The sequence below is a fragment of the Azospirillum sp. UENF 211521 genome (assembly GCF_058780535.1).
The window spans coordinates 2,185,284-2,210,208 of the sequence record NZ_JBSNCF010000001.1 but is presented as its reverse complement, the minus strand read 5'-3'; the positions used below and the strand labels follow the sequence as shown (position 1 = coordinate 2,210,208).

The window sequence follows — 24,925 nt, the reverse complement described above, 5'->3', positions numbered from 1 at the left end:
CGGGCGGCGACCGGTCCGGATGGAGAGGGGGTCAGCGGTCTTCGACCGCGGGCGACAGCGCGGTGCGCCGCTTCAGCCAATAGACGCCCAGCAGGTCGACCACGCCGATGAGGCCGCGGCGCCAGTTGGTGTATTTGGACACGCCGCGCTCCCGCGGGCGGTGGTTGACCGGCACATAGGCCACCGGATGGCCGTGCGACCGGAACAGGGCGGGCAGGAAACGGTGCATCGCCCCGAAGAAGGGCAGATCGAGGAAGGCGTCGCGGCGGAACAGCTTCAGCCCGCAGCCGCTGTCGGTGCAGCCGTCCTGGAGGAAGGACTGCCGGACCGCGTTCGCGAAACGCGAGGCCAGACGCTTGGACAGGGTGTCCTGCCGCTTCTTGCGCAAGCCGCCGACCAGCACTGGCGCGTCCGGGCCGCCCTTGGCGGCCAGGGCGAACAGAGCGGGGATGTCGGCCGGGTCGTTCTGGCCATCGCCGTCGAGGGTGGCGATCCACTCCCCGCGCGCCGCCTTGACTCCGGTGCGCACGGCCGCGCTCTGCCCGGACCGGCGGACGTGGCGGACCAGCCGCAGGCGGCCGGCCGCGACGATCGGCGCGAGGCGCGTCAGCGTGTCGTCACTGGACCCATCGTCCACGTAGATCACCTCGAAGGCGCGGCCCAGCACGGCGGCGGGCGACAGCGCGCGCTCGATCTCTTCAAGAAGGGGAAGGACGTTTTCGGCCTCGTTGAAGACCGGAACCACGACCGACAGCCGCACGGGCGGACGGCCCTCGGAATCTACACTCACTGGATTAATCCCATTCGCCAAGCGGCGTGCAAATTACTCCCGCCGCCCGGCAAACGGTAGAGGAAAAGGTTGAGACGGCCCCGTGGAGAACCTCCGGGTGCCGCCTCCGGCCGTCCTCAGCCCTTGCGGTCCTCGATGGGCATCGGCACGTAGCGCAGGTCGCCGTCGCGGCTGAGCAGCATCAGCACGGTCTTGCGCCCCTGGCTGCGCGCATCGTCCACCAGCCGGTTCAGGTCCTCCGGCGTTTTCACCGGTTCCTGCCCGGCCTCCACGATGACGTCGCCGGCCTCGATTCCGCGCTCGCTGGCAGCGCTGGCGTCGCCGACCTCGGTCACCACCACGCCCTCGACATCGGGGTTGATGGAGAAGCTATCGCGCAGACCGGGGGTCAGCTGCGACAGGGTCAGGCCGAGAACCTGCTTGGTGTCTATGGTCGTTTCCGGACGCGGCGTCCCGCTCGATCCGGACAGCGCCACCTGCTCCTGCGGCTCCAATTCGCCCACCGTCACAGTGACGGTTTCGGGCTTGCCCTCGCGCACCAGTTCCAGCGGCACGGCCGAGCCGATCTTCGTGGCGGCGACGACGCGCGGCAGTTCGCGCATCTGCTCGATGGACTCGCCGTTGAAGCGGGTGATGACGTCGCCCTGGCGGACGCCGCCCTTGCCCGCCGGCCCTTCCGGCGACACGCTGGTCACCAGGGCGCCCGCCGGCTCCTGCATGCCCAGGCTCTCGGCGATGTCCGGGGTCACGCTCTGCACCTGGACGCCCAGCCAGCCGCGGCGCACCTGACCATGGTCGCGCAACTGCTCGACAACCGGGCGGGCGACGGAGGACGGGATGGCGAAGCCGATGCCCACCGACCCGCCGGTCGGCGAATAGATCGCCGTGTTGATGCCGATCACCTCACCGTTCAGGTTGTAGAGCGGTCCGCCGGAGTTGCCGCGGTTGATCGAGGCGTCGGTCTGCAGATAGTCGTCGTAGGGCCCCTGCTGGATGTCGCGCTGCCGCGCCGACAGGATGCCCGCGGTCACCGATCCGCCGAGGCCGAAGGGATTGCCGATGGCGACCACCCAGTCGCCGACGCGCAGCGCCTCGCTGTCGCCCCAGGGGGCGGCGACCAGCGGCTTTCTGCTGTCGACCTTCAGAACGGCAAGGTCGGTCGGCCCGTCCACGCCCACGAGCTTTGCGGGCAGTTTCGTGCCGTCGTGCAGGGTGACGGAAATCTCCGACGCTTCGGACACCACATGGCTGTTGGTGACCACGAAGCCCGCCGGGTCGATGATGAATCCGGAGCCCAGCGCCGCCGTCGGGCGTGGCGCCTGCTGCGGCTGCTGCGGCTGGCCGCGCTGGCGGTCGCGAAATTCGCGGAAGAATTCCTCGAAGGGCGATCCCGGGGGAAAGCCGGGCATCTCCGGCCCGCGCGGCCCCGCTTGCGGACCGCCCTGCGGGGGCGCCTGCGTCGTCGATATGAAGACCACCGCGTCGAGCTGCTTGTCCGCGAGATCGGCGAAGGTCGGGGGCGCGTTGGGCGGCAGGGCGGACACCAGCGGCGGCGCGGCGGGGGCCGGAGCGGCCCCTCCCCCGCATCCTGCGCGAAGGCCGGTGCCGAAAAAGCCAGGATGGCGGCGAAAAGCCCCGCGGACACGGTGGGCACCGCCGAGCGCGGTGCAGATCCGCTCGTCAATCCGGTCTTCAATCCGGCTGGGCGCCGGACGGGGCCGGACCGGGGCCGGAATCGATCGATGGAACGCGGCATGAAGAAACTCCGCCTGTCGGACAGCGCGCGCCATGCGAGGGGCGCTTGATGTCAACAGAACGCTTTGCAACGCATTCCGGACCGCCGTGGATTTTCAAACCGCCTTGCAACCGCGTCCTGCACGACCGATTCGTGAAATACAGTTTTTAAAATTCGCGTCCGCGGATGTTCCTATGCGGTTCGCGGGAGCAACGCCGCAAGGCAATCCGGCCTTCGGACTAAGGCTCCGGCGACCCGCCTAAGCGCAATTTTTCCATGCGGCGCAAAGTTCTTCTGGCATTTTCCCTGCAAGTTCCCGATATTCATCCATACCGACAACATCGCACGCAAAAACGGCTCCTGACGTGATGCTCGTGCACGCGCCCGCGTGCCGCTGCGTCGGAAGGCGCGCGATACGGCCCAAGCAGCGTACGCATGACTCAAAATTCACTTTGGCAACCGAGCGACATAATGAACGCAGAAACCGGGTCCGAACCGGAGGCTCCGAAGAAGCGCGGACGAATCCCCCAGTCGGCGTGGCCGCAGATTCTTGAGCGTTACCGTTCCGGCGTCACCCTGTCGGCGATCGCGCGTGAATTCGAATGCACGCCGAGCGCCATCTCCTACATCATCCGCAAGGCCGAAGCGGCCAGCGAGAAGGACGCGCCGGTCGAAGAGGCCGCCGTCATCGACTCCGCCGCGGAAGAGGCGCCGGCCGGCGACGCCATGGCCGAGGAGCCGCCGCCCGCTCCGGTTGCCGTTCCGGAAGCGCCGGCGCCGGTGAAGCCCGCGCGCCGCGCCGCCGCCCCGGTTTCGGCCCAGGCGGCCCCTGCTCCGACCGCCCAGGCGGCCGCCCCGACCGCGGCTCCGCAGCCCGCCCCGACGCAGCCGGCCGCTCCGGCCCAGACCGAGACGCTGCGCCTCAACCGTCCGGAGTCGCAGCCGGCTCCCCAGCCGGCCCCGGTCCAGCCGGCGGCGCCCGCCGCCCAGGCTCCCGCCCAGGGCGCTGCCCAACCCACGGCGGCGGATGCGAACCGCCCGGCCGGCACCAACCCGCCGCCGGTCGACGCCGTCGAGGCGCGGCTGCGCGACACCGCACGCGGTTGCCTGAACGCCTACCGCGGGTGGCGCCAGCAGCCCGGCGAAGCGTCGATCCAGACGCTGTCGGAAGCGGTGCACGAACTGCGCAAGGCCCTGGCCCGCATCGAGATCGACATGTCCGCCAGCCGCCGCGAAGAGCAGGCGATCCGGCCCATTCCGATCCCGGCGCACCGCACCGCGCGCCGCACGCCGTAAGGCAGGCCATCAGAACGGGTCGTCGCAACGCTGCTTGGGTTCGCAAAAAGCCCTTCCCCACCGCCTGGGGAAGGGCTTTTTCATGCCCGGGTGCCGGCATCGGACCTTCGGTCTAAGCCACCCGCCCGTCCCGCCTACCTCCAACGCCTCAGGAAAAAGCCCTACGGCTTGCAGTGGAATGACGGCTATACTGGGGACAACAAGGCAAACATAAGCCGGAGGAACGCCCGATGACCTTCCGCCGAAACACCGAACTCCCCGAATCGGTGAAGCGATGCCTGCCGCCGTCGGCGCAGGACATCTACCGCTCGGCCTTCAATCACACTTGGCAGGGATGCCGGTCGCCGGAGGCCGCTCAGGCCATGCAGCGCGAACGGCTGGCGCACAAGGTCGCCTGGGCCGCGGTCCGGCGGCGTTACGAGCCGGACGGCGGCGCTTGGCGCCCCAAGCATTGATCGCCGAAACCGCGACCGTCAACGCGAGGGGCGCGCGTTGCGCCCCTACTCCTTGTCCACCACCGTGAAGCTGCTGAGGTCGCCCTTGCTCCGCTCCTCTGACGGCAGGCGTCCCCGAACGATGTAGCAGATGTTCTCGGCCACGTTCGTGGCGTGGTCCCCGGCCCGCTCGATGGACTTCGCCACGAACAGCAGATGGGTGCAGCCGGTGATCTGCGCCGGCGACTCCATCATGTAAGTGAGGAACTCACGGAACAGGCTGGTGTAGGCAGCGTCGACCTGGCCATCCCGGTTGCGGACGGCCATTGCCCGTTCGGCGTCCTGTTCATCATAGGCGCTCACCACCTCGCGGATCATGCCGAGCACCGTCTCGCCCATCCAGGCCAGCGACGCGACGGGTGTCTCCACCGGCAGGGCCGCCAGGGTGACCGCGCGTTTGGCGACCGAGCTTGCGAAATCGCCCATGCGCTCCAGGTTCGAGGCGATCTTGAGCGCCGAGACGATGTCGCGCAAATCCTTCGCCATCGGCTGGCGCAGAGCCAGCAAGCGCACGCTCAGCGCCTCAAGCTCCAGCTCGAGACGGTCGATTTCGGCGTCCGCCTCGATCACCCGCGCGGCCTTGCCGGCGTCCCGTTCCGCGATGGCCTGCAGCGCGGCGGCGAACTGCTCCTCCACCCGCCGCCCCATGGTCACGATGATCTGGTGCAGGCGTGCCAGTTCGGCGTCGAAGGCCGCCACCGTATGTCCCCCGGTCATTCCGAGCCCCTCTTCCTTGTTTGCCCGCCGTGGCGCACCGGTCCGATGTCGCGCGGCGCCCGGCGACGGAACGGCATGTTAACATTTAAACCAGATTATCTTATGACACTGCCAAAGCGCTGGAGTAACCGCGCCCATCTCCCTCGCGCCGGGAACGGGCCGATTGTCGGACGGGGTCATGACGCCACATGAGTTGGTCGCCGTGCTCGAAAAGCACGAGCGTTGGCTGAAGAACCGGTCGGGCGGCACCCGCGCCAACCTGACCATGACCAACCTGGAGGGATCGAATCTCGCCGGGGTGGAGCTGACGCAGGGCAAGCTGTCGGGGGCCAACATGGCCCATTGCGACCTGTCCAACGCGAATCTCAGCCATGCCGACCTGTTCGCCGCCCACCTGACCAAGGCCGACCTGACCGGCTGCAACTTCTACCGGGCGGATCTGCGCGGCGCCCACATGCGCGGTGCCAAGCTGAAACGCGCCATTCTGAAGGAGGCCGACCTGCGCGGCGGCGCGCTGCTCTATGGCGGAAGCGGCGCGAACGGCAGCAAGGGGCTCGACTTCGTGCGGTCGGACCTGTCGGGCAGCGACATGGACGACGCGATGATGTCGAACGCCAACCTGTCCGGCGCCGACCTGACCGACGTGTCGATGAACGGCGCGGACTGCGAGGGTGCGCTGATGGCCGGAGCCACGCTGATGCGCTCGACCATGAAGAACTGCAACCTTGCCCGCGCCGACCTGCGCGGCTGCAACCTGTCCGGCGTCAATCTTCAGGGCGCCGTCCTGCGTGACGCCAACCTGAACGGCGCGGTGCTGGCCGGCGCCAACCTGCGCAACGCCGACCTCCAGGGTGCGAAAATGGAGGGGGCCGATCTTGCCGGGGCGGACACGACGGGCGCCAACATGGCGCGCTCTGCCGAGAATTTCTCGATCCAGATTCAGGAAGCCCTGCACAACCATTACACCTGGATCAACACCAACGGCGCCATGGGATCGCGCGCCGACCTGAGCGGCGCGGACCTCTCGCACATCGACCTGCACGGCGTGAACCTGTCGGGAGCGAACCTGCGCGGGGTGCGGCTGGTCGGCGCCAAGATGCGCGATTCCCTGCTCATCATGTGCGACATCTCCGCCGCCGACCTGACCGGCAGCGATTTCAGCGGCGCCATCCTCGACGGGGCGACGCTTCGCGGCACCAATTTGACCGGGGCCCGGTTCGACGGGGCGGGCATCGGCTGGGTCGACATCAAGGGCCCGGACGGCCGGCCGACCGGCCGGTTGTGGGCGGCGAATCTGACCGGCAGCACCTTCGCGGGCGCCTCGTGCATCCGCACCAACATGCGCGGCGCCAACCTTGCCGGCTGCGATTTCTCCAGCGCCGACCTGACCGGGGCCATTCTGAGCGATGCGAACATCCGCGACGCGCGCTTCACCGGCGCCAACCTGACCGGCGCCAGCCTGCCGCCGCCCCCCGATCTCGACGACTGACGACCGCGGACGAACTTGCGCGACGGGCCGCGGCCCCTTGCGTCATCCCAGATCATCGTCCCCGCCGATGGGGGGCAGGCCGCCAAGATTGGCGGAGACCCGGCGCAGGACGCTGACCGCCAGGGCCAAGTCGTCCGACGAGACGCCCTGGGTGGCGCTCTCCTCGATCTCCTCGGCACAGGGCAGGATGTCGGCCCGCAGCGCCTTGCCCTTCGGCGTCAGGTAGATGTTCACCTTGCGCCGGTCGTGCGGGTTGCGCACCCGCTGGACGAGATCGCACCGCTCCAGATTGTTCAGCGCGGTCACCGTGGTGGGCTCCATCATGCCGACCCGCTGGCTCAACTCGCGTTGGGTCAGCCCGTCCTCGTCCCACAGGGCGCGAAGAAAATACCACTGCCCCATGCTGACGCCATGGTCGACGATGCGGATCTGCAGCGCGCGCGTGAGCGCGCGATGGGCTTCCCGCACGGCCCGCGGCAGGGTCGCGCCGGACTGCGGCAGTCCGGCAGCGTCCTCACGTTGCGGTTCGACCAACATGGGTTCCTGTCTCTTGAAACGCCCAACCATGACGACGATCTCTCGGCAGACGTCCGTCAGGCCGTGGTGCGGTGCAGCGGACGAAATCAACGGACGAAATCAACTTACCCGATCATATCTTCTCTCGGAAAAATCGCAAAGCAATTGAGGATTTAAATTTCTCGTGCATGCAATAATATGTCGTGTAACCGAAGAGCGGTCCCTGATCGGGCATTTTTGTATTTATGCGTATGACTGTCGAGTTCTGCGCGTGCCCAACGGCGAGGGCCATGGTTGGTCCGGCGCGGAAACCCGGACGAATCTGAAACGTTTGTGACAGGGCGGAGATGGGGTTGCGCACCCGGCCGTCCGCCCACTAACACGGCGCAGCACACGCCAGAGCACAGGAGCACCAGCTTATGCGCCCCACCACCGGACGCACCGTCACCGTCGCGGCGACCCAGATGGCCTGCAGTTGGGACCGCGACGCCAATGTGAACGGCGTCGAACGCCTCGTGCGCGACGCGGCGGCGCGCGGCGCGCAGATCATCCTGCCCCAGGAGCTGTTCGAGACGCCCTATTTCTGCAAGGACCAGAAGCAGGAGTTGTTCGCCCTCGCCCACCCGGTCGAGGATCACCCGGTGATCGCCCGGATGAGCGCGCTCGCCCGTGAACTCTCCGTGGTCATCCCCACCAGCTTCTTCGAGCGGGCACGGAACGCCTATTACAATTCCCTGGCCATGATCGACGCCGACGGCACGGTAATGGGCGTCTACCGCAAGTCCCACATCCCGGACGGTCCCGGTTACCAGGAAAAATACTATTTCAACCCTGGCGACACCGGCTTCCAGGTCTACAAGACGCGCTACGCCGCCATCGGCTGCGCAATCTGCTGGGACCAGTGGTTCCCGGAATCGGCGCGCGCCATGGCGCTGAAGGGCGCCGAGATGCTGTTCTACCCCACCGCCATCGGGTCCGAGCCGCAGGACGGGTCGCTGGACAGCCAGGCCCACTGGACGCGGGTCATGCAGGGCCATGCCGGGGCCAACCTGATGCCGCTGGTCGCCTCCAACCGCATCGGCCGGGAAGAGGGCGACACCTGCGGGATCAGCTTCTACGGGTCGTCCTTCATCGCCGGGCCGACCGGGGAACTGGTCGCGCAGGCCGACCGGGAGAGCGAGACGGTCCTGACCGCCAGCTTCGACCTCGACCGCCTCGCCGCACAGCGCGCGTCCTGGGGCGTCTTCCGCGACCGCCGTCCGGAGCTGTACGGACCGCTGCTGACCCTCGACGGCGAGACTCCCGTCCGCCGCTGACCCACCGGAACCGGGCCGCCCGGCGGCAGACTCCGGCGTCAGACGATGATGCCGGCGGCGCTGGTCCGCCGGCCGATGCCGGAGGCCGACGCGTACGCCGCCGCGCCGCGCGCCGCCAGCGCCGGCACGGCGGTCTCGCTTGGCGGCGCACCGTTCCGCTCGTCGGACGGACCGTCGCTGCTCCCGCCCGGCCCCTTCCGCCGCAGCTCCTGCTGCGCCTGCATTTTCGCCGCGTCCGCCTGCTGGGCGACACGAAGGTCCTGGGCCGACGGGTCGGACGGCGCCAAGGCCGCCGCCTTGACCGTGTCCATCTTGCGAACGGTGGCTTCGGGGTCGCTCTCGCCACCGACATCCACCTGGACTTCGCCGGCGGTCGCGTAGTTCTTACCGTCCGGGCCGCGGGTGAAGGTGAAAGAGGCGCCTCCCGCGTGGGGGCCGCCCGCCGCCTGATGCGCCGCCTCGTGCTGGCGGACGCTGGAGTCGATGCGCTTGAGTTCCTGGACCTGCCGCTGCTGATCGTCGGTCAGGGTCCCCGGCTGGCCGGCCGCGTTGCGGCCCGCGCCGGTCCGACCGGTGTCCTGGGCGCCATCCTGATCGCCGACTTGGCTGCGGTCGCGCGCCGGCTGACCGGACCGCGGGAGCGGCACGCCATAAACGGCACTGGACGAAACACCGGATACCATGGGCCCGCGGCTCCTGCGCGCTCCACGCGATGATCCACAGTCTACACGCCGCGGGCCGGCGCGGCAACGCAGCTTGGCCGTTGCCTTTTCCCGATTATGCTCGCATTAGTCTTATAACGTCCGGACGGGACGCCCCCAATGGTGCCGGGACTTGGCGCGCCCACAATTTGCGTGTGACTCCTTGCGCAGACTCCTCGCCCTTTTGGTGCCGTTGGCTGTGATCACCTGGGGATTCGCCGCATCGGCTGCGGAACCGTTCCCCCCGGTCCCTCATCCGCGGCCGTCGGCCGCCGTGCCAGCCCAAGCAAAGCCCGCCCTCCCCCCAGCCTCCCTGTCGCCGGTCGAAGCCGCCTACAGCGAGCGGGCCGGCTCGGTCCTCCTCCAGTTCGGTTACGACCAGTTCGGTGAGGAGCCGCCACGGCGGGACGGATCGGGCGGCGTGCAGGCCGACTACACGCTGGGTCCGGGCGACGAGCTTCTGGTGACCCTGCGCGGCCAGAAGTCCTCCAGCAAGCGCCACGTCATCGACGCGGCCGGGCTGCTCACCGCCGATGACGTCCGCCCCGTCGTGGCACAAGGCCTGACCCTGGCGGAGCTGCGCGCCCAGCTGACCAACGCCGTGACCGCCTCCTTTCCGGACACCGAGGTCTATGTCTCGGTGACCGAGGTGCGGCGGATCGGTGTGCTGGTGACCGGCGCCGTGGCGCGTCCGGGCCGGCAGGAGGTGGGGGCCTTCGCGACGCTGATCGACGCGCTGGGCGCCGCGGGCGGCGTCACCCGCGCCGGGTCGCTGCGCCGCATCCGCCTGTTCCACGCCCAGGGCACCGGGGGAAGCCCGCCCGCCGGGCTGCCCATCGACCTGTACGACCTGTTCATGACCGGAGACGGGGCGACCGCGGGCCTGCGTCTGCGGGACGGCGACCGCATCTTCGTGCCACCGCTCGGCCCCACCGTGGCGTTGGCCGGCCCGCTGAAGCGTCCCGGCGTCTACGAGCTTCCCCCAGCCAGGACCGCCTGCCCGTCGCGGCGGCGCGCGAGCTGGCCGGCGGCCTCCTGCGGCCCGGCGCGCATCGGGCGCTGCGCTACGCCATCGGCCCGGACGGCGAGGAGCGGGCCGAGGAGTTGCCGGAGACCGAGGCGCCCCCGTTGGCCGACGGCGACCTGCTGCTGCTGGCGCCCCGCCGTGAGGACCGGCGCGACGACCTGCGTCTGGAAGGCCATGTCCTGCGCCCCGGTCCGCGGGCTCTGGGGCGGACCCCGACCATCGCCGCCCTGGTCGCGGCGACGGATCTGGGACCCACCCCCTATCTGCCCTTCGCTGTGCTGGCTTCGACCCGTCCGGGGAGCCGCGCCCGCGTCCTCCAGTCGATCGACCTGACGGCCGTGCTCAATGGCCGCGACCGCCGTCCCCTGGCCGAAAACGACGTCCTCTACGTGCTGGGCGCGGAGGAGGTGGATTTCCTCACCGCCGAACCGGTGCTGGCGCTGCTGCGCGGTGCGCGCGAGCCGGCCCCCGACGCCTGCCGCGGTCTGGTCGTGCTGGCCCGCGCGCTGACGGCGCAGCCGGACGGCCCCCTCGCCAGCGGACCCCAGACCCGGGCGGCGGCAAAGCTGACCGGCGGACGCACGCCCTGCCCGCCCCTGTTCGACGCCATTCCCGACCTGCTCGTCTTCGCGCTGGAGCATTCCACGCTCCTGATGGGCGGGGTGCCCCGCCCCGGCTTCTATCCCTCCACCGGACGGAGAAGCGCCGCGGAGCTGGCGCTCGCCGCGGGCGGGCCGGAATCCGGTCCTTACGAAACGCCCGCCGCCGGGCTCGGACCGCCGCGCCGCGCCGCGGCGCCGGGCTCCATCCTTGAGCCGGACGAGCCCGTCTACGAGCTGACCGGCCACACCCGCCGCCCCGGCGTCCGCCCGCTGGCGGGGGGTGCCACGCTGCGCGACGCCCTCAGCGGCGGCGATGCGCTGATGCGGGACGTCTATCCCCTGCTCGGTGTCATCGAGCGTTTCGACCGCCGCACCCTCGCCCGCCGCCTGCTTCCTTTCTCGCCGCAGGAGGTGGCTTCCGGTCAGGCCAACCGCGCGCTCGCTGACGGCGACCGGGTGCGCCTGCTCTCCGCCGCCGAGGTGCGAGCGCTGACCACCCCCACGGACAAGGACGGCCCGACCGAAGGGACGCCGGCCGACGCCGAACCGTCCCTTCCCGGCGACGTCGCGGCCCTGGTGCGGGAGCGCGGTGTGCAGGTGGGTGGCGCCGTGCGCCTGCCCGGCGCCTATCCCGTGGCGGAGACGGCGTCCGTGGAGGCCCTTCTGGCGACCGCCGGCGGCCCCACGGCGACCGCCGATCTCGCCAGCCTGGAACTCACCAGCGCCACCGGGCAGCGCCGCCGCCTGAACCTTCGCGACGGAGCATCTGCCCGGACCGCGCTGCATCCGGGCGACAGCCTGCGCATCGACCCGCTGCCGCAGGCGCTTGAGGCGCGGGCGGTCACCATCTCCGGCGCGGTGCGCCGCCCCGGCAGCTACCATGTGGGGCGCGGCGAGACGCTGTCCTCGCTGATCGACCGGGCCGGCGGTCTGACCGAGGAGGCCTACCCCGCCGGCACCAGCTTCCTGCGCGACAGCGAGCGCAAGCGCGAGCGCGCCTGGTTCGACCAGCAGGCCCGCGACCTGGAGCGCTGGATGGTGCAGGAGGTCGAGAAGGGTGAGGCCGCGCGTTCCGACGTGGTCGGGCTGGCCCGGCAGCTCGCCACCCAGCTGCGCGGCGTCGAACCGTTGGGCCGCATCGTCGTCGAGGCGGACCCCCAGGTGCTGCGGCAGCGGCCGGACCTGGACGTGCTTCTGGAGCCGGACGACCGCGTCCTGATCCCGAAACGGCCGCTGACCGTGACCGTAGCCGGAGAGGTGCTGCACCCGACCGCCGCCCAGTTCGTCAGCGGCAAGACCGCCGAGGCTTATCTGCGCGAGGCGGGCGGAGCAAGCCGCAACGCCGACGACGGCCGCATCTTCCTGGTTCTGCCGGACGGGCGGGCGCAGCCGCTGTCCCTGTCCTCCTGGAACCACACGGTGACGGCGATCCCGCCCGGCTCGTCCATCGTGGTGCCCCGCGACCCGAAGCCGTTCGACCTCATGGAGTTCTCCAAGAACATGGGAACGATCCTCGGCCAGCTCGCCATCTCGGCGGCGGCCATCGCGGTGATCTCCGAATGACGGGCGCGGCGGGAACGATCCGGCTGGCGGTGGTCACCGTGGTCCGCGACGACCTGTCCGGCCTGCTCGCCACCCGCGCGAGCCTGCGCGCCCAGACCACGGCGGCCTACGACTGGTTCGTGGCGGACGGAGGCTCCGGCGACGGGACGGCTTGCTGGCTGGCCGACCATCGGGACGAGACGGTCTGGTGGCGCTCGTCGCCCGACCGGGGCCTGTACGACGCCATGAACATCGCGATGGACGCCATTGCGGAACGGTCTCCGCCCTCCTGCAGCCATGTCCTCTTCCTCAACGCCGGCGACCGGCTGGCCGACGACCGGGTTCTCGAACGGCTGCTTCCCCTCCTGGCCGAGCATCCGGACGCCGGTCTGCTCTATGGTGATGCGTTGGAGGCGCTGCCCGGCGGGCGTCTCGTGGTGAAGCGGGCGCGGTCGCACCGCCGCGCCCTGCTGGGCATGTTCACGCACCATCAGGCCATGGTCTACCGCTTGGCCGAGTCGTCGGGCTGCCGGTTCGATCTCCGCCACGGACTTGCCGCCGATTACGCGTTCACGCTGTCCATCCTCAAGCAGGGGCTTCCAGCGCAGCGCTTGCCACTTACGGTATGCATTTTTGCTGGCGGCGGACGGTCGCAGCAGGACCCGGCGCGCGGTCGACGGGAGCAGGCGATCATCCGTCGCGAGGTGCTTGGGCTCGGCTTTGCAGCCAACGCAACATTATGGGGATTACAATGGCTTGCCCTTACCCTGCGCCAGACAATCCCATGGCTTTACGCGAAATATCGTTTCTCACCAAATGAACGATCGTTGCTTTCATAAGCTTTGGCCTCTGTTTTACGCATCTAGCTATTGATGCGCACGAAAAGTTGCATAGAATTTACTTTCTGAACTAACCAATTTCCCTGGTGGCGCGGTCCACCTCCATACTGAGGGTCTATTATGAGTGCCACGAAATCCAAGCTATCACCCGCCCACACCCTATCACGCCGCGGCGAGGGACCGAACCCGATCGACATCCATGTCGGCGCCCGGTTGCGGCTGCGCCGGACCCTGCTCGGCCTCAGCCAGGAGAAGCTGGGTGAAGCGGTGGGGATCACCTTCCAGCAGCTTCAGAAGTACGAGCGCGGGTCCAACCGCATCAGCGCCAGCCGCCTGTTCAACCTGTCGCAGGTCCTGGGCGTCCCGGTCAGCTACTTCTTCGAAGACATGCCGTCGCCCGAGCACATCGCCACCCCGTCGCCCGACCTTCCGCCGTCGGAAACGGAAGAGTTCGAGTCGATGGCCCGCCGCGAGACTCTGGAGCTGGTGCGGGCCTATTACCGCATCGAGGACCCATCGGTGCGCAAGCGGACCTTCGACCTGCTGAAGGCCCTCGGCGGCGAGCGCGCTCTGGACGAGGCGGTGTGAGGCGCGGCACAGCCTGTCCGAACCCTCAGACATCGGTGGACGCGGGTGACACGGCCCGCCGTCTCGCGTCCGCGATCTTCACGCCGACCTGCCAATAGTAGAAAGCTCGCGCCAGCGCGTGTTGGAAGCCGGGACCGCCGTCCAGAAAGCCCAGCCGCACGACATAGCCATACAGAAAGACCAGAAACGGACGGGCCGGCAACCGGTTGAGGCCGATCTTCATCCACCGCCGCGCCCCGGATTCCCGCGTGATCAACCCCGTCATCCGTCCATCCGAACGCAGCGCCGCCTCCCAGTCGGCGTAACGGGCGTGCCGTTCGAACCAAGCGGCGACCGGCTTGTCGTCGGCGTGGTCCAGGCTGTGACGCAGCCGTCCGACGCTCCCCGCGATCACCGGCTGATAATGGCCTTCCACCTCCCACATGGTGGCGACATCCAGATCGGGTGCGGGCGGAAAGGACGCCCGTCGCCGGTCGAACAGGGCGAGCTTCCGATTGCCCGCGCCGAAGCGCAGCCGCCGGCCGAGAAACACCGGACGGCCATCGATGAAGTAACCGGCGTGCCGCGGCCCCGCGGCCATCAGCGCGGCGATCTCCTCCACCAGGGCGCCGCCGAGCCGCTCGTCCGCATCGACGAACAGAACCCAGTCCCGGCTGAACGGCAGCCGGTCCAGACACCATTGCTTCTTCTTCGGGTACCGTCCGTCCCACTGGAAGGCCACCACCCGCGCGCCGGCCGCCGCGGCGATGTCCGGCGTTCCGTCGGTGCTGCCGCTGTCCACAACGAAGCGTTCGGCGAACCGCGCCAGCGCGGGCAGGCAGTGGGGAAGATTGACCGCCTCGTTGCGGGTCATCACCACCACCGACACGGGGATCACGATTCCGCCTCACCGCCCGCCCGCCACAGGCGCCGCAGGCTGACGAGGATCGCACCGGCCACCAGCCCGGCCAGCGCCGCGAATGGAACGACCGTCACCGGGTTCGGCCAGTCGGGGCGCTGCGCCGCGGCGGGGGGTTCGATGGCGTCCGCCGCCAGCGGCAGGTCGACCTCGATCATCATGGCGATCCGCTCCTGCTCCGACAGCAGATCGGCCAGCGCGCGGCGGTGCTCGGCGACGGTGATCCCGGCCAGACGGGCGCGGGCATGGGCGATCTGCGCGGCGCTGCGCCGCGACGCCTCCGCCCGCAGATGGGCGTCGGTCGCCTGGGCCGCGGCCGACAAGATCCGCAGCGCCATGGCGCGGTCGGCGTGACGCAGCCGGAGCCGCCGCATCGGCCCGCTGCCGACCATATCGACGGTCAGCCGGTCGCGAAGCGCGCTCGCCACCCGCTCGGCGTCGGGCTCCACCCAGTCCGACCGGCCGACGAGCGCCAGGAACAGACGCTTGGCGGACGCCACGGCGCCGGGCGCCGGGCGCCAGCCCCCCTCCTCCTCGTCCCAGCGGTCGGGAAACAGGCCGCGCAGCAGCAGCGGGTCGGCCATCATCCGTTCCGCCACCGGGATGGAAGTGAAAAGCTGGAGGTAGCGCGCGAAGTCCGACAGGATCTCATCCCCCGGACCGGGCTCGGACGCGGCGGCGGCGGCTTCCCGGCCGATCAAAACGGGCAGCCGCGCGCCCATGGCCGCCGCGCCGACACGGGCGGTCGGTCCGATCACCATCACCGCGGTGTATTGCGGAACCACCAGCCGCAAGGCGGTCACGGAGGCCACCACCCCCAGCGCCGTCCCGATGAGCAGGATCGGCCAGCCCTCCCGCATCGTCCGCAGGAATCGGCGCAGCCGCAGCGCCGATTCCACCGCTTCGAACTCCAGTGGAGAGCGGCGCAGCGGCACGCCATCAGGCATGGGGCAGGCTCCGCCCCGGCAGAACGGGCACGCCAAGCGGCGTCCTCCGGCGCAGCCCGTCCGCCAGCGCCGCGAAGCGCCGCGCCGCCGCAGCGGCGTCCCAGGCCGCCGCGACGGACAACGCCCGCTCCCCTTGGGCCGCGCACAGGGCCGGATCGCCGGCATAACGGCGGATCGCGGCGGCCAGTCCCGCCGCATCGTCGGGCGCCAGGCTCTGCCCGCAGCCGTCCAGCAGCGCGGCCGCGTCGCTGCCCGCCGGTCCCAGAAACAGGCAGGGCCGCCCGGCCGCCAGCGCGCCGGCCACCTTGCTGGGCACCAGCAGTCCTTCCGCCCGCGGGTCCATCGTCGCCAGATGCAGGTCCGCGGCGGACAGGCTTTCGGCCAGCCGATCCGAGGGCTGGAGCGGCAGCATCCGGACGTTCGTCAGGCCACGCCGCTCCACCGCCTCCGCCACGGCCGCCCGGCGGCGCCCGTCGCCGATCAGCAGAATCGCGATGGCGGGGTCGCTGCGCGCCAGCAGTGCCGCGGCGTCCAGCACCGCGTCCATCGGGTGGGCCAGCCCCATGTTGCCCGAATAGGCCACGGTGAAGCGGTCGCCCAGCCCATGCGCCTGCCGGAACGGATTCTCCTCCCGCGGCACCGGCCGGATATCCGGGTCGGGCCAGTTGGGCAGAACGGTGATCCGCTCGGCCGGCACCCCCACCGCCGCCAGTCGCTCGGCCATGCAGCGTCCGATGGCCACCACCGCGTCCTGGCGGCGAAGCGCCCGGGCGCTGGCCCGTTCGACCATCCGCATCAGCGGGTCCGGCAAGTGGACGCCGAGCACCGGCAGCAAGGCCGGAAACACATCCTGGCTCCAATGAAGGGACGCCGCGGCATGGCGCGCGGCGATCAGCGGCCCGGCGCACACCAGCAGCGGCGGGTCGGTCATCGTCACCACGACGTCGTGCCGCGGCAGGCGCAACGCCCGGTGAATCAACCGCAGCGCGGCGGCCAGATAGCCGCGTGTGGTCGCCCGCACATCTCCGGACATCGCCCCCGCTTTGGAAGAGCGCCCCCAACCGGCGCGGCAGACGGTGACCCCGGGCGGGGCGACGCTGGGGCCCGAACCGTCGGCGACCACGGTGACCCGCCAGCCCATCGCCGCCATCCGCTCCGCCACGTCGCGCACGCAACGCCCGGTCGCCCCCTTGTCCGGAGGAAACACGCGATTGACGAACAGGATGGATGGCGAATCCATGGATGAACGATCGCTTCACGGATTGAACACGCGTAAGTATGCATTTCCATCAGCGCGCGGGCAACCGCTTCCCGCGCTCCGCCGCCAGAGCCGCCACGGTGAGGAGGAGGCCCGTGTCGAGGTATTTGAAACTGGTGTGCAGGCCGAGCGCCATCAGCAGCGGCGCCAGCACCGCCCAGCCGAGCGCGGGGTCGGAGCGGACAAGGCGCAGGGCTCGCGGCGCCAGTCCGCCCAGATAGGCGATCAGGGCGCACAGGCCGACCACGCCGGTCTTGGCGAGGGCGTAGGTCGCCAGCGTGTGGGTGTAGGACACCCGCCACCCGCCCACCGCCGGATTGGCGAGGAGCGCCCCCCACCCCTGCCCGAACAGAAACGCCGCCGGGGAGGACAGGGCCTGCCCGACCGCGGCCTCCGCCTCCTCCCACCGGGTGTTCGCCCCGGCCAGCCGGGTTTTCTCCGCCATCTGCCCGAGGGCGCCGAACAACGCCTCGTGAAAGAGCGCCAGCACCAGCAACCCCGCCACGCCAGCCCCCAGCACGGCCAGCGGCGCCCGGCGCAGCCACCACAACCCGAGGGCCGTGAAGGCGAGGACGGCGAGCCCGAGCGCCATCCGGTGCACCGCGCCGGCCAGCGCCGCCAGGCACAACAAGCCGCCCAGAATCGCGGCCACCCCGGCGGCGCGGCGTGGCCACCCGCCCTGCGCCAGCATCCCGACCCCGAAGGCCGGCAAGGCGATGGCCGCGAACAGCACCGACGGCGCGTTCAGCAGATAGACGCCGCCGTCCGCCATCGCCCGGACGCCGACGGCGCCGAATCCCCACTCCGCCTGCTTCCACCAACGCAGGGCGAAACCGACGCCGGCCACCGCCAGACCGCCGGCCAGCAGCCCCACCGCCCGGTCCGGAGCGGCGCGCAGCATCGGCACCAGAAGCACGGGAAGAAACAGGTACAGAAGAGGCACCACGTCGCGCAGCATGTCGCCCGGCGCCCAGTCGAGCCACACCCCGCGCATCAGGGGGCACCACAGCAGCACCGCCAGAGCCAGCACCGCCGGCATCTCCCACGGCGGAGAGTCGCTCTCCAGCAGCGCGTGGCCCGTCGCCACCGACAGGGGACGCAACAGCCCGACGCCCAGAACCAGCAGCGCGCCGATCAGCGCTTCGGCGAGGCGGATCTCCGCCGGGGCCGGAGCGCTCAGCAGGCCATACAGCGCAAGCGCCAGGGACAGCCCGGCGGCCCGCCACAGCGCCACTCCCCTTCCGGCCACGCGCTCCCCGCCATCGCTCCGACTCGAACGGGCGGCAGAATTTCACGACACAGCGAAAAAAGGAACAACCAACCCGATCCGCAACGCTCAGGCGTAACGCAACTCGGCGCGGTCGAGGCGGTAGAACAGTCCTTCCAGGGGATTCAGCCGCAACGTGCCGGTCATCAGCACCGGCACCTGGGTCTCGCGCACCGGAATCTGGCTGTGGACATACAGCATGCTGGACGGGCTGGGCCGGTGGCAGGCCGGACAGGATATGGGGTTGGCGGCGAGGATGAAGCGGTTGTGGGCCGGGGCGTCGCCCAACGGCACCATGAAGCCGCGCACCGTAACCAGCTTGCCCTCCAGCGCCTTGACCCGGGTCGGAAAGACCGGGTTGGCCGCCGGTCCCTCCATCCGGACCTGCACCAGATCCCGCCAGAGGGACGTGGTGTCGTCCAGCGGCAGATGGAACGGGCCCACGGGATGGGTGGGTTCGCTGGCGTTGGTGGCCCAGATCGCCCAGCCGGCCACCGGGGCCAGCGCGAGCGGCAACAGAACCTGTCGGCGCGATGTCATGGCGGTCCTCCCCCTCGATCCTGCCCGTTCCGGTCGTTCGTTCGACCGTTCGTTCGATCCCGTTCATTGGATCGTTGAAGGCATTCTGTGCGGCCTTTGTCCCAGACCGTCGTGCTTGCGGCCGAATTGTTCCCGAGCCTTCGCCCAAGGTCAACTGGCGAGCGATAGGCCATACGGAAGAGGGCGTCGCCCATCGACTTCGATCGTTGTTTCGCCAACCTATGGGATTGACGCGGCGGCCGGCCTATACTTTGTAAAGGGCGGCAACCACCGATAAAACGCCGTAACCGATAAAAACCTTACAAGCGGGAACCAACGCGGCATGCAAAAAGGGTCAGCACCGAAGGACAAGCCGGCGCATCTCCGCCTGTCCGAAGACCAGACCACCGAACTGGCCGACATGTTCCGCCTGATGAGCGACCCCAGCCGGCTGCGCATCATCCTGGCCTGCCTGGACACCTCGACCTCGGTCGGCGACATGGCGGCGGCGCTGGGGCTGTCGCCGTCCCTGGTCAGCCATCACCTCCGCCTGCTGCGGGCTGGACGGCTGATCCAGGCGGAACGGCGTGGCAACCGAGTCTTCTACCTGATCACCGACGAGCACATCCGGCGCGTCCTGTCCGACATGGTCGACCATGTGGCGGAGGAAAGCGAAGGCGACCTGGAAGCCTGAGGCCACTTCGGTTGCGGAGACTCACAGTGCCACAACCCGTTGAAGCCTTTATAACAAATACGCAATAGGATTTGACCGCCATGCCGGTTGCGCCGCATAGTTCCGACCATGCTGCGGCGCATCAAACCGTTGTTGCACAAATGGCTTGAAGAATCGGGCCAGGAAACAAAGGGTGTTGGCATGGAGACGTTCCGCTTCCAGCCGGGGGAAACCCCCGTCCTGCTCAGCATCCCGCATGTCGGCACCGTGGTGCCTCCGGACATCGCGGCCACCATGACCGACTCCGCCCTGGCGGTTCCGGACACCGACTGGCATCTCGACCGCCTTTATCATTTCGCCCCGGCGCTGGGCATCGGATTCCTGAAGCCGATCCTGTCGCGCTACGTGATCGATCTGAACCGCGATCCCGACAGCGCCGCTCCCGGCGCCGGCGGCACCGAACTCTGCCCCCTCACCACCTTCGATCATCAGCCGATCTATCGGCCGGGGATGGAGCCGGACGCGGCGGAGGTGGAGCGGCGGCTCGGCGCCTATTGGCGCCCCTACCATGAGCAGCTCAACGGCGAGCTTCAGGCTTTGAAGGAACGCTTCGGCGTGGCGGTGCTGTTCGACGCCCATTCCATCCGGTCGCGCGTGCCGCGCTTCTTCGACGGCCAGATCCAGGATTTCAGCCTCGGCACGGCGGAGGGGTCCAGCGCCTCGCCGGCGCTGGTCGGCCGGGTGATGAACGTGCTCACCGCGACCGGGCGGTTTTCGTCGGTGCAGAACGGGCGCTTCAAAGGCGGCTTCATCACCCGCCGTTACGGCAACCCCACCGACAACATCCACTCCATCCAGCTCGAACTGTCGCAGCTCACCTACATGGACGAGGAGGCTCCCTTCGGCTTCCGCGAGGAGGCGGCGCGTCAGGTGCGCCCGACGCTGGAGCGCCTGGTCAGCCTCGTCGTCGAATGGGCGTGGGAGAACGCCGCCGGGCGGCGGCGCAGCGCCTTCCTGTAAGGCCGGCCGGTCCGCCCTCAGACCCAGACGCCCCGCACATAGGGCGTCAGTTGCGTGTCCTGCATGATGATGTGGTGGACCAGCCAGTTCGCGGTGAAGGTGTAGATCCGCTCGGCGTTCTGGTGGGTCGGATCGCGGGTGAAGACCGCGGACAGCTCGCTCAAGGTCCGCACCGCCTCGTGGTGCTGGCGCACATGCTCCTCGAACTTCGGGTAATGCACGGCCTGCATGATCTTTTCTTCGCGGGCGAAGTGCTGCTGGGTGTATTCCAACAGTTTCATCAGGATCTTGGCGACGCGCACGGGCATGAAGCTGCGCGAATTCAACGCGGCATCCAGTTCGTTCAGATACTCGATCAGGTGCTTGTGATCTTCATCGATGGACGGCTGGCCGACGCTGAGCTGCCGCCTCCACGTAATGACACCCATGAACCCTCCGCACCCTGTCGTCCGCGGCCACCGGGCCATTCCGCCGAAAGCCACCGCATTGAAGGGAAGCGCGCCGTAGCTTGCGCAACTGAAGATGAAGGTGCGCAACCCGTCAAGGAACCGTAAATACCGGACGCCGCGACCCTTGTTACCGCCGACTCCGCAACCGACGGCCTTTGCCTGCATTATGGGCGCATTTTCTACAAAACGAACGCATACGATCGTCACATGGCATTTTGCCGCACCAAAACAAAGACGCGAAAAGGCAGGGGAAACATCATGTTTCCGCCTGCCTCCGCATCGACTTTATGAAGATGAGGCGATGATCAGCCGCCCCAACTTACCGGTCAAACAACGTCCGATCAGCCGACGATCGAATAGCCGCAATCCACATAGGTCGTGCTGCCGGTGATGCCCTTTGCCCCATCCGTCGCCAGGAAGGCGGTGGTGTAGCCGACCTCTTCGATGGTGACGAGGCGCTGCTCCGGCGCGCGCTCCGCGGCCTTCTCCATCAACTCGTCGAAATGGGCGATGCCGGAGGCGGCGCGCGTCTTGATCGGTCCGGGGGAGATGGCGTGCACTCGGATGCCCTTCGGGCCCAGCTCCGCCGCCAGATAACGAACGCTGGCCTCCAGCGCCGCCTTCACTGGCCCCATGACGCCATAGTTGTCGATCACGCGGTTGGCGCCGAAGTAGGACATGGTGAACAGCGAACCGCCGTCCTTCATCAGCGGCTCGGCGTAGCGGGCCATGCGGATGAAGGAGTGGCAGGACACGTCCATCGCCATCTGGAAGCCTTCGCGCGAGCAATCGACGACGCGGCCGTGCAGGTCGTCCTTCGGGGCGAAAGCGATGGAATGCAGCGCGAAGTCCAGCTTGCCCCACTTCTGCTCGATCTTCTCGAAGATGGCCTTCAGCTCACCCTCGCCGGTGACGTCCACCGGCTCGAATATCTCCGCTTCGAGCTGCTGGGCCAGCGGCTCGACGAAGCGCTTCGCCTTGTCGTTGAGGTAGCTGACCGCGAGATCCGCGCCCAGCGCGCGGAAGGCGCGGGCGCAGCCCCACGCGATCGACTGATCGTTGGCGATGCCGAGCACGAGGCCCTTCTTGCCTTCAAGGGTGGCGGCGGCGGGGATGATCGTGGTCATAGGCTGGCTTTCCCGGATTGCAAGGTGGCCGGATTCAGAGTGCGCCAGATCGGATCACTCGAATTGTGCAACGCACCATAATGCAATCGAAGGTCATAGGCAACTTGTTAAAGTCGCAATATATCCGACATTATCGCTTTGTTTATCCGTAACACAGCCTTCACACAGCGAAGACGCGAAGTCCGCGGCGGTAATCCATACCTCTTTCTTGCGTATTCATAGCGAGGACCGCAACAAAAACAAAGGCCCCACCTTTCAGAGGGGCCTTTTTACAAAGGACATGACGCTCAGACGGCGCCGGGCGTGAAAGACGGCGGATCGCTGGCTGGGAAGGATTCCATCGACGCCTCGTCCACCTTCTCCTTGTCGTCGGCGTCGTCATAGATGTCGCCGGGATGGCGGGAGTAGCGATGGACGCCCCGCTCCGCATCCTCGGCGGAGGCATCCGCGCCCTCTTGGCCGTTCCAGTCCTCCATCATCGCCTTGGCCGGGCAATAGCCGGTCAGGCCGCGGGCGACCAGGGCGCCGCCGGCCAGCGCCAGCGCCGCCCCGCCGACGGTCGGGCGGCGCAACCCGAGCACGGCGAGCAGACCGCCGCCGACCAGCGACACCAAGCGCTCGGTGTGCCCGACGTTGATCATGCGCTCAAGATCGTCCGGCAGGGCCGCGTTGCGGCTGCCCATGCCCTGTTGGCTCGTCATCGCCATCGCTGCTCTCCTCGATCTTTTTCTATGGTCACTGCTGCGGGGCGGGCGGCGTGGAACCGCCCTGATCCGCCGGGGCTGGCGCACCGCCGGTCGATCCGGACGAGCCCGGCTGAGCCGACCCATCGGGCTTGCGGGCCGTATCGGCCAGCGTGCGGGCCTGCGACAGCTCACGGTTCAGCCGATCCACCTCCTGGGAGAGGCGCTGCACCTCCGACTGGATCTGCGGCGAGCCCGCGGCACCGCCCTCCGGCATACCAACCGCGGCGAGGGCCGCACCGTCGCGCATCCAATAGGGCTGGACGCCGTAATAGGTGTGCAGCGCCACCGCCCATTGCCGGTCCGACATGTCCGGACGGTTGGAGCGGGTGAACTGGGGGGCTGCGGTCAGCCGGTCCTTGGTCACGTTCAGGACATAGCCGTCACCGGCTTGCGCCGGCTGAACCAGCGCCCAGGGAACCGGGAAATTGCGCTCGCCCAGCCCGAGGAAGCCGCCGGCCTCGACCACGGCGTAGGCGACGCGCCCGGTGTTCGGATCAACCACCAGCTCGGAAATGGAGCCCATCTCCTCGCCGCTGGCGTTGTGCAGCTTGGCCTTCGCCAGATCGTCGGCGGCGACCACGCGCGGATGCTCGACCGAGCGCAGCAACGCGTCGGCCTCGCCCAGGATGGTCTGGCAGGCCGGTTCGCCGCCCCGCTGCCCGGCACGCTCGGCGGTCTGGCGCAGGGCGCGGAGTTGGCCAAGCTCCTGCGGGCTTATGGAGGCGGGGGTCTGGTTGCCGGCGGCCTCCAGCGCGCCGATGCGCTGGCCCAGCCGGTTCACCCCCTCCGGGCAGGTCTCGGCGAGCGCCGGCCAAGGCCCGAGCGCCCCCGCGATCATGGCGGCGCTGAGGAGCAAACGTTTCATCGTGGGTGCCTCCGGCTTGGTTTCCGTGCGTGTGGTTCTCACGCGTGGAAAACAGCACGGCCAAGACGGAGGTTCCGCGCCTGCTTCTTCCGCGAAGCGGTCAACCCGGAAGCGGCAACCCACCCCGCTGAACGATGAAGGACTGGACCGCGTCCACCCCCTGCCCCGTCTTGATGTTGGTGAAGACGAAGGGCCGGTCGCCGCGCATCTTCCTGGCGTCGCGGTCCATCACCTCCAGGCTGGCGCCGACCAGCGGGGCGAGGTCGATCTTGTTGATGACCAGCAGGTCCGACCGGGTGATGCCCGGCCCGCCCTTGCGCGGGATCTTGTCACCCGCCGACACGTCGATGACGTAGATGGTCAGGTCGGCCAGTTCCGGCGAGAAGGTCGCCGCCAGATTGTCGCCGCCCGATTCCACGAAGATCAGGTCGAGATTCGGGAACTTGCGGTTCATCTCGTCGACGGCGGCGAGGTTGATCGAAGCATCCTCGCGGATCGCCGTGTGCGGGCAGCCACCGGTCTCCACACCCATGATCCGGTCCGGCTTCAGCGCGCCGGAGCGGGTGAGAAACTCGGCGTCCTCCTTGGTGTAGATGTCGTTGGTGATCGCCGCGACCTCCCAGTCGTCGCGCATGCGCTTGCACAGCGCGTCGGTCAGCGCCGTCTTGCCGGAGCCGACCGGCCCGCCGATGCCCACGCGCAGGGGGCCACCATGGCTCTTGGAAATCGGGGCGGTCATGAGCGGAACAACCTCGTGTATTGGGTTTCGTGGATCATGGAGGTCCAATCGACGGCCATGGCGCGGCTGCCCAGATCGTCGAGCGGGGCGGCCAGCGCGGCCTCCGCCGCAGAGTGCACCACGGAATCGAGCGCCGCCAGGGCCTTCTGCCCGTCGGTCTGGCCCAGCGGCACCAGCCGCACCCCGGCGGAGACGAGGTTGGCGGCGAAGGCGTGCAGGTAGGCCGACAGGGCGGGTCCCTCCGGCACGCCGATCAGCGCTGCGGCCAGCGCCACGGCGACGGCATAAGCGACCGGGCGGCCGCTGTCGGCGATCACCCGGTCCCAGCGCTCCATCCCCTCCAGCGGCCAAGCGGCGCGCACGGCGATGAGGAAGGCCTGCCCCTGCGCGCGGCTCTCCAGCGCTGTTTCGGAGGAGGCGCGCATGGCGTCGGCGCGTTCGACCGCCCAGGCGAAGCCCGCCTCGTCACCCGCCAGCACGGCGCGGTGGGCGGCGACGAAGAGCATGCCGTCGGTCCGCCCGGCGCCGTGGCGTAGGATGCCGTCCATCCAGCGCGCCAGCGTGTCGCGGTCGCGGACAAGCCCCTGCTCCACCGCCGCCTCGATGCCGTGGCTGTAGGAGAAGCCGCCGACCGGAAAGGACGGCGACAGCCAGGCGAGGAGCTTGGTGAGGTGGGTTGCCGAGACGGGCCCCCACCCCGACCCTCCCCCGCTGCGCGGGAGAGGGTGCCTATCCTCGCCCAAGTCCCCTCCCTCGCGAGGCGGG

The 24,925-nt window shown here is 69.1% G+C and carries 26 protein-coding genes; 10 read left to right on the top strand and 16 right to left on the bottom strand.

All coding sequences use genetic code 11. The features are described 5' to 3' along the window. Positions 1-31: 31 nt before the first annotated feature. Positions 32-790, bottom strand: a complete 759-nt coding sequence (locus ACWPN5_RS10325; protein ID WP_145679626.1) for a glycosyltransferase family 2 protein — start codon at positions 788-790, stop codon at positions 32-34. Between the two features lie 116 nt (positions 791-906). Next, on the bottom strand, positions 907-2,334 hold the full coding sequence (locus ACWPN5_RS10320; protein WP_492295360.1) for a Do family serine endopeptidase: 1,428 nt from the start codon (positions 2,332-2,334) through the stop codon (positions 907-909). 662 nt (positions 2,335-2,996) lie between these two features. Between ACWPN5_RS10320 and ACWPN5_RS10315 the strand changes: the two genes are divergently transcribed. Together ACWPN5_RS10315 and ACWPN5_RS10310 are read left to right on the top strand one after the other, a co-directional pair. Next, positions 2,997-3,821, top strand: coding sequence for a hypothetical protein (locus tag ACWPN5_RS10315; protein WP_492295359.1), 825 nt, complete (start codon positions 2,997-2,999; stop codon positions 3,819-3,821). A gap of 230 nt (positions 3,822-4,051) precedes the next feature. Further along, on the top strand, positions 4,052-4,276 hold the full coding sequence (locus ACWPN5_RS10310; RefSeq protein WP_145690105.1) for a ChaB family protein: 225 nt from the start codon (positions 4,052-4,054) through the stop codon (positions 4,274-4,276). Between the two features lie 45 nt (positions 4,277-4,321). Here the strand turns inward: ACWPN5_RS10310 and phoU are convergent, their stop codons facing one another. Beyond that, the gene (gene phoU, locus ACWPN5_RS10305; protein WP_200477841.1) at positions 4,322-5,032 is read right to left on the bottom strand and encodes a phosphate signaling complex protein PhoU; all 711 of its coding nucleotides are present in this window, start codon (positions 5,030-5,032) and stop codon (positions 4,322-4,324) included. Between the two features lie 178 nt (positions 5,033-5,210). Between phoU and ACWPN5_RS10300 the strand changes: the two genes are divergently transcribed. Further along, on the top strand, positions 5,211-6,521 hold the full coding sequence (locus tag ACWPN5_RS10300) for a pentapeptide repeat-containing protein (protein WP_145679622.1): 1,311 nt from the start codon (positions 5,211-5,213) through the stop codon (positions 6,519-6,521). 42 nt (positions 6,522-6,563) lie between these two features. On the opposite strand, the gene ACWPN5_RS10295 is transcribed toward ACWPN5_RS10300, so the two are convergent. Continuing rightward, entirely contained in the window at positions 6,564-7,058 is a 495-nt protein-coding gene (locus tag ACWPN5_RS10295) for a MarR family winged helix-turn-helix transcriptional regulator (protein ID WP_247888511.1), read from the bottom strand. Positions 7,059-7,456: 398 nt separating this feature from the next. On the opposite strand from ACWPN5_RS10295, the gene aguB reads away from it, so the two are divergent. Further along, entirely contained in the window at positions 7,457-8,353 is an 897-nt protein-coding gene (gene aguB, locus ACWPN5_RS10290) for an N-carbamoylputrescine amidase (RefSeq protein ID WP_492295358.1), read from the top strand. 38 nt (positions 8,354-8,391) lie between these two features. Here the strand turns inward: aguB and ACWPN5_RS10285 are convergent, their stop codons facing one another. Continuing rightward, complete coding sequence (locus ACWPN5_RS10285; RefSeq protein ID WP_492295357.1) at positions 8,392-9,036, bottom strand: putative metalloprotease CJM1_0395 family protein; 645 nt, start codon at positions 9,034-9,036, stop codon at positions 8,392-8,394. 292 nt (positions 9,037-9,328) lie between these two features. On the opposite strand from ACWPN5_RS10285, the gene ACWPN5_RS10280 reads away from it, so the two are divergent. From ACWPN5_RS10280 to ACWPN5_RS10265, 4 genes are all read left to right on the top strand, one after another. Then, a complete protein-coding gene (locus tag ACWPN5_RS10280) occupies positions 9,329-10,414 on the top strand; it encodes a polysaccharide biosynthesis/export family protein (RefSeq protein WP_492295356.1) in 1,086 nt (361 codons plus the stop codon). 320 nt (positions 10,415-10,734) lie between these two features. After that, a complete protein-coding gene (locus ACWPN5_RS10275) occupies positions 10,735-12,246 on the top strand; it encodes an SLBB domain-containing protein (protein WP_492296376.1) in 1,512 nt (503 codons plus the stop codon). Continuing rightward, a complete protein-coding gene (locus ACWPN5_RS10270) occupies positions 12,243-13,064 on the top strand; it encodes a glycosyltransferase family protein (protein ID WP_492295355.1) in 822 nt (273 codons plus the stop codon). The genes ACWPN5_RS10275 and ACWPN5_RS10270 overlap by 4 nt, the downstream gene beginning before the upstream one ends. 120 nt (positions 13,065-13,184) lie before the next feature. Next, complete coding sequence (locus tag ACWPN5_RS10265; RefSeq protein WP_145679617.1) at positions 13,185-13,652, top strand: helix-turn-helix domain-containing protein; 468 nt, start codon at positions 13,185-13,187, stop codon at positions 13,650-13,652. Positions 13,653-13,677: 25 nt separating this feature from the next. On the opposite strand, the gene ACWPN5_RS10260 is transcribed toward ACWPN5_RS10265, so the two are convergent. The 5 genes from ACWPN5_RS10260 to ACWPN5_RS10240 all read right to left on the bottom strand — a co-directional run bounded on the left by ACWPN5_RS10260 (position 13,678) and on the right by ACWPN5_RS10240 (position 18,562). After that, the gene (locus ACWPN5_RS10260; RefSeq protein ID WP_145690111.1) at positions 13,678-14,529 is read right to left on the bottom strand and encodes a glycosyltransferase family 2 protein; all 852 of its coding nucleotides are present in this window, start codon (positions 14,527-14,529) and stop codon (positions 13,678-13,680) included. After that, on the bottom strand, positions 14,526-15,497 hold the full coding sequence (locus ACWPN5_RS10255) for a GumC domain-containing protein (RefSeq protein WP_211111492.1): 972 nt from the start codon (positions 15,495-15,497) through the stop codon (positions 14,526-14,528). Before ACWPN5_RS10255 ends, ACWPN5_RS10260 begins: the two co-directional genes overlap by 4 nt. Beyond that, complete coding sequence (locus ACWPN5_RS10250; protein WP_492295354.1) at positions 15,490-16,737, bottom strand: glycosyltransferase family 4 protein; 1,248 nt, start codon at positions 16,735-16,737, stop codon at positions 15,490-15,492. The genes ACWPN5_RS10255 and ACWPN5_RS10250 overlap by 8 nt, the downstream gene beginning before the upstream one ends. 49 nt (positions 16,738-16,786) lie before the next feature. Then, entirely contained in the window at positions 16,787-18,004 is a 1,218-nt protein-coding gene (locus ACWPN5_RS10245; RefSeq protein ID WP_492295353.1) for a hypothetical protein, read from the bottom strand. 87 nt (positions 18,005-18,091) lie between these two features. Beyond that, positions 18,092-18,562: a hypothetical protein gene (locus ACWPN5_RS10240; RefSeq protein ID WP_200479660.1), complete on the bottom strand. Its 471-nt coding sequence runs from the start codon at positions 18,560-18,562 to the stop codon at positions 18,092-18,094. Positions 18,563-18,884: 322 nt separating this feature from the next. On the opposite strand from ACWPN5_RS10240, the gene ACWPN5_RS10235 reads away from it, so the two are divergent. Continuing rightward, positions 18,885-19,235, top strand: a complete 351-nt coding sequence (locus tag ACWPN5_RS10235; protein WP_014240322.1) for an ArsR/SmtB family transcription factor — start codon at positions 18,885-18,887, stop codon at positions 19,233-19,235. Positions 19,236-19,415: 180 nt separating this feature from the next. Continuing rightward, positions 19,416-20,234: an N-formylglutamate deformylase gene (gene hutG, locus ACWPN5_RS10230; protein WP_492295352.1), complete on the top strand. Its 819-nt coding sequence runs from the start codon at positions 19,416-19,418 to the stop codon at positions 20,232-20,234. A gap of 17 nt (positions 20,235-20,251) precedes the next feature. Here the strand turns inward: hutG and ACWPN5_RS10225 are convergent, their stop codons facing one another. From ACWPN5_RS10225 to ACWPN5_RS10200, 6 genes are all read right to left on the bottom strand, one after another. Further along, entirely contained in the window at positions 20,252-20,662 is a 411-nt protein-coding gene (locus tag ACWPN5_RS10225; protein ID WP_038528038.1) for a bacteriohemerythrin, read from the bottom strand. A gap of 362 nt (positions 20,663-21,024) precedes the next feature. Continuing rightward, positions 21,025-21,810 (bottom strand): enoyl-ACP reductase FabI, encoded by a 786-nt coding sequence (gene fabI, locus ACWPN5_RS10220; protein WP_014240318.1) that lies wholly within the window; start codon positions 21,808-21,810, stop codon positions 21,025-21,027. Positions 21,811-22,097: 287 nt separating this feature from the next. Continuing rightward, positions 22,098-22,517 carry a YgaP-like transmembrane domain gene (locus ACWPN5_RS10215; RefSeq protein WP_200479662.1) on the bottom strand — a complete coding sequence of 140 codons (420 nt, stop codon included), beginning with the start codon at positions 22,515-22,517 and terminating at the stop codon, positions 22,098-22,100. A gap of 28 nt (positions 22,518-22,545) precedes the next feature. After that, positions 22,546-23,421: a PRC-barrel domain-containing protein gene (locus ACWPN5_RS10210; RefSeq protein ID WP_492295351.1), complete on the bottom strand. Its 876-nt coding sequence runs from the start codon at positions 23,419-23,421 to the stop codon at positions 22,546-22,548. Positions 23,422-23,521: 100 nt separating this feature from the next. After that, positions 23,522-24,160: an urease accessory protein UreG gene (ureG, locus tag ACWPN5_RS10205; protein ID WP_035673506.1), complete on the bottom strand. Its 639-nt coding sequence runs from the start codon at positions 24,158-24,160 to the stop codon at positions 23,522-23,524. Then, positions 24,157-24,903 carry an urease accessory protein UreF gene (locus ACWPN5_RS10200; protein ID WP_432612504.1) on the bottom strand — a complete coding sequence of 249 codons (747 nt, stop codon included), beginning with the start codon at positions 24,901-24,903 and terminating at the stop codon, positions 24,157-24,159. The genes ureG and ACWPN5_RS10200 overlap by 4 nt, the downstream gene beginning before the upstream one ends. Positions 24,904-24,925 lie beyond the last annotated feature (22 nt).

Bases quoted from the DNA above. Each gene is read 5' to 3' on its own strand.
- ACWPN5_RS10315 (WP_492295359.1), top strand. From the start codon at position 2,997: ATGAACGCAGAAACCGGGTCCGAACCGGAGGCTCCGAAGAAGCGCGGA.
- ACWPN5_RS10310 (WP_145690105.1), top strand. From the start codon at position 4,052: ATGACCTTCCGCCGAAACACCGAACTCCCCGAATCGGTGAAGCGATGC.
- phoU (WP_200477841.1), bottom strand. From the start codon at position 5,032: ATGACCGGGGGACATACGGTGGCGGCCTTCGACGCCGAACTGGCACGC.
- ACWPN5_RS10300 (WP_145679622.1), top strand. From the start codon at position 5,211: ATGACGCCACATGAGTTGGTCGCCGTGCTCGAAAAGCACGAGCGTTGG.
- ACWPN5_RS10295 (WP_247888511.1), bottom strand. From the start codon at position 7,058: ATGTTGGTCGAACCGCAACGTGAGGACGCTGCCGGACTGCCGCAGTCC.
- aguB (WP_492295358.1), top strand. From the start codon at position 7,457: ATGCGCCCCACCACCGGACGCACCGTCACCGTCGCGGCGACCCAGATG.
- ACWPN5_RS10285 (WP_492295357.1), bottom strand. From the start codon at position 9,036: ATGGTATCCGGTGTTTCGTCCAGTGCCGTTTATGGCGTGCCGCTCCCG.
- ACWPN5_RS10275 (WP_492296376.1), top strand. From the start codon at position 10,735: ATGGGCGGGGTGCCCCGCCCCGGCTTCTATCCCTCCACCGGACGGAGA.
- ACWPN5_RS10270 (WP_492295355.1), top strand. From the start codon at position 12,243: ATGACGGGCGCGGCGGGAACGATCCGGCTGGCGGTGGTCACCGTGGTC.
- ACWPN5_RS10265 (WP_145679617.1), top strand. From the start codon at position 13,185: ATGAGTGCCACGAAATCCAAGCTATCACCCGCCCACACCCTATCACGC.
- ACWPN5_RS10255 (WP_211111492.1), bottom strand. From the start codon at position 15,497: ATGCCTGATGGCGTGCCGCTGCGCCGCTCTCCACTGGAGTTCGAAGCG.
- ACWPN5_RS10250 (WP_492295354.1), bottom strand. From the start codon at position 16,737: ATGGATTCGCCATCCATCCTGTTCGTCAATCGCGTGTTTCCTCCGGAC.
- ACWPN5_RS10240 (WP_200479660.1), bottom strand. From the start codon at position 18,562: ATGACATCGCGCCGACAGGTTCTGTTGCCGCTCGCGCTGGCCCCGGTG.
- ACWPN5_RS10235 (WP_014240322.1), top strand. From the start codon at position 18,885: ATGCAAAAAGGGTCAGCACCGAAGGACAAGCCGGCGCATCTCCGCCTG.
- hutG (WP_492295352.1), top strand. From the start codon at position 19,416: ATGGAGACGTTCCGCTTCCAGCCGGGGGAAACCCCCGTCCTGCTCAGC.
- ACWPN5_RS10225 (WP_038528038.1), bottom strand. From the start codon at position 20,662: ATGGGTGTCATTACGTGGAGGCGGCAGCTCAGCGTCGGCCAGCCGTCC.
- fabI (WP_014240318.1), bottom strand. From the start codon at position 21,810: ATGACCACGATCATCCCCGCCGCCGCCACCCTTGAAGGCAAGAAGGGC.
- ACWPN5_RS10215 (WP_200479662.1), bottom strand. From the start codon at position 22,517: ATGGCGATGACGAGCCAACAGGGCATGGGCAGCCGCAACGCGGCCCTG.
- ACWPN5_RS10210 (WP_492295351.1), bottom strand. From the start codon at position 23,421: ATGAAACGTTTGCTCCTCAGCGCCGCCATGATCGCGGGGGCGCTCGGG.
- ureG (WP_035673506.1), bottom strand. From the start codon at position 24,160: ATGACCGCCCCGATTTCCAAGAGCCATGGTGGCCCCCTGCGCGTGGGC.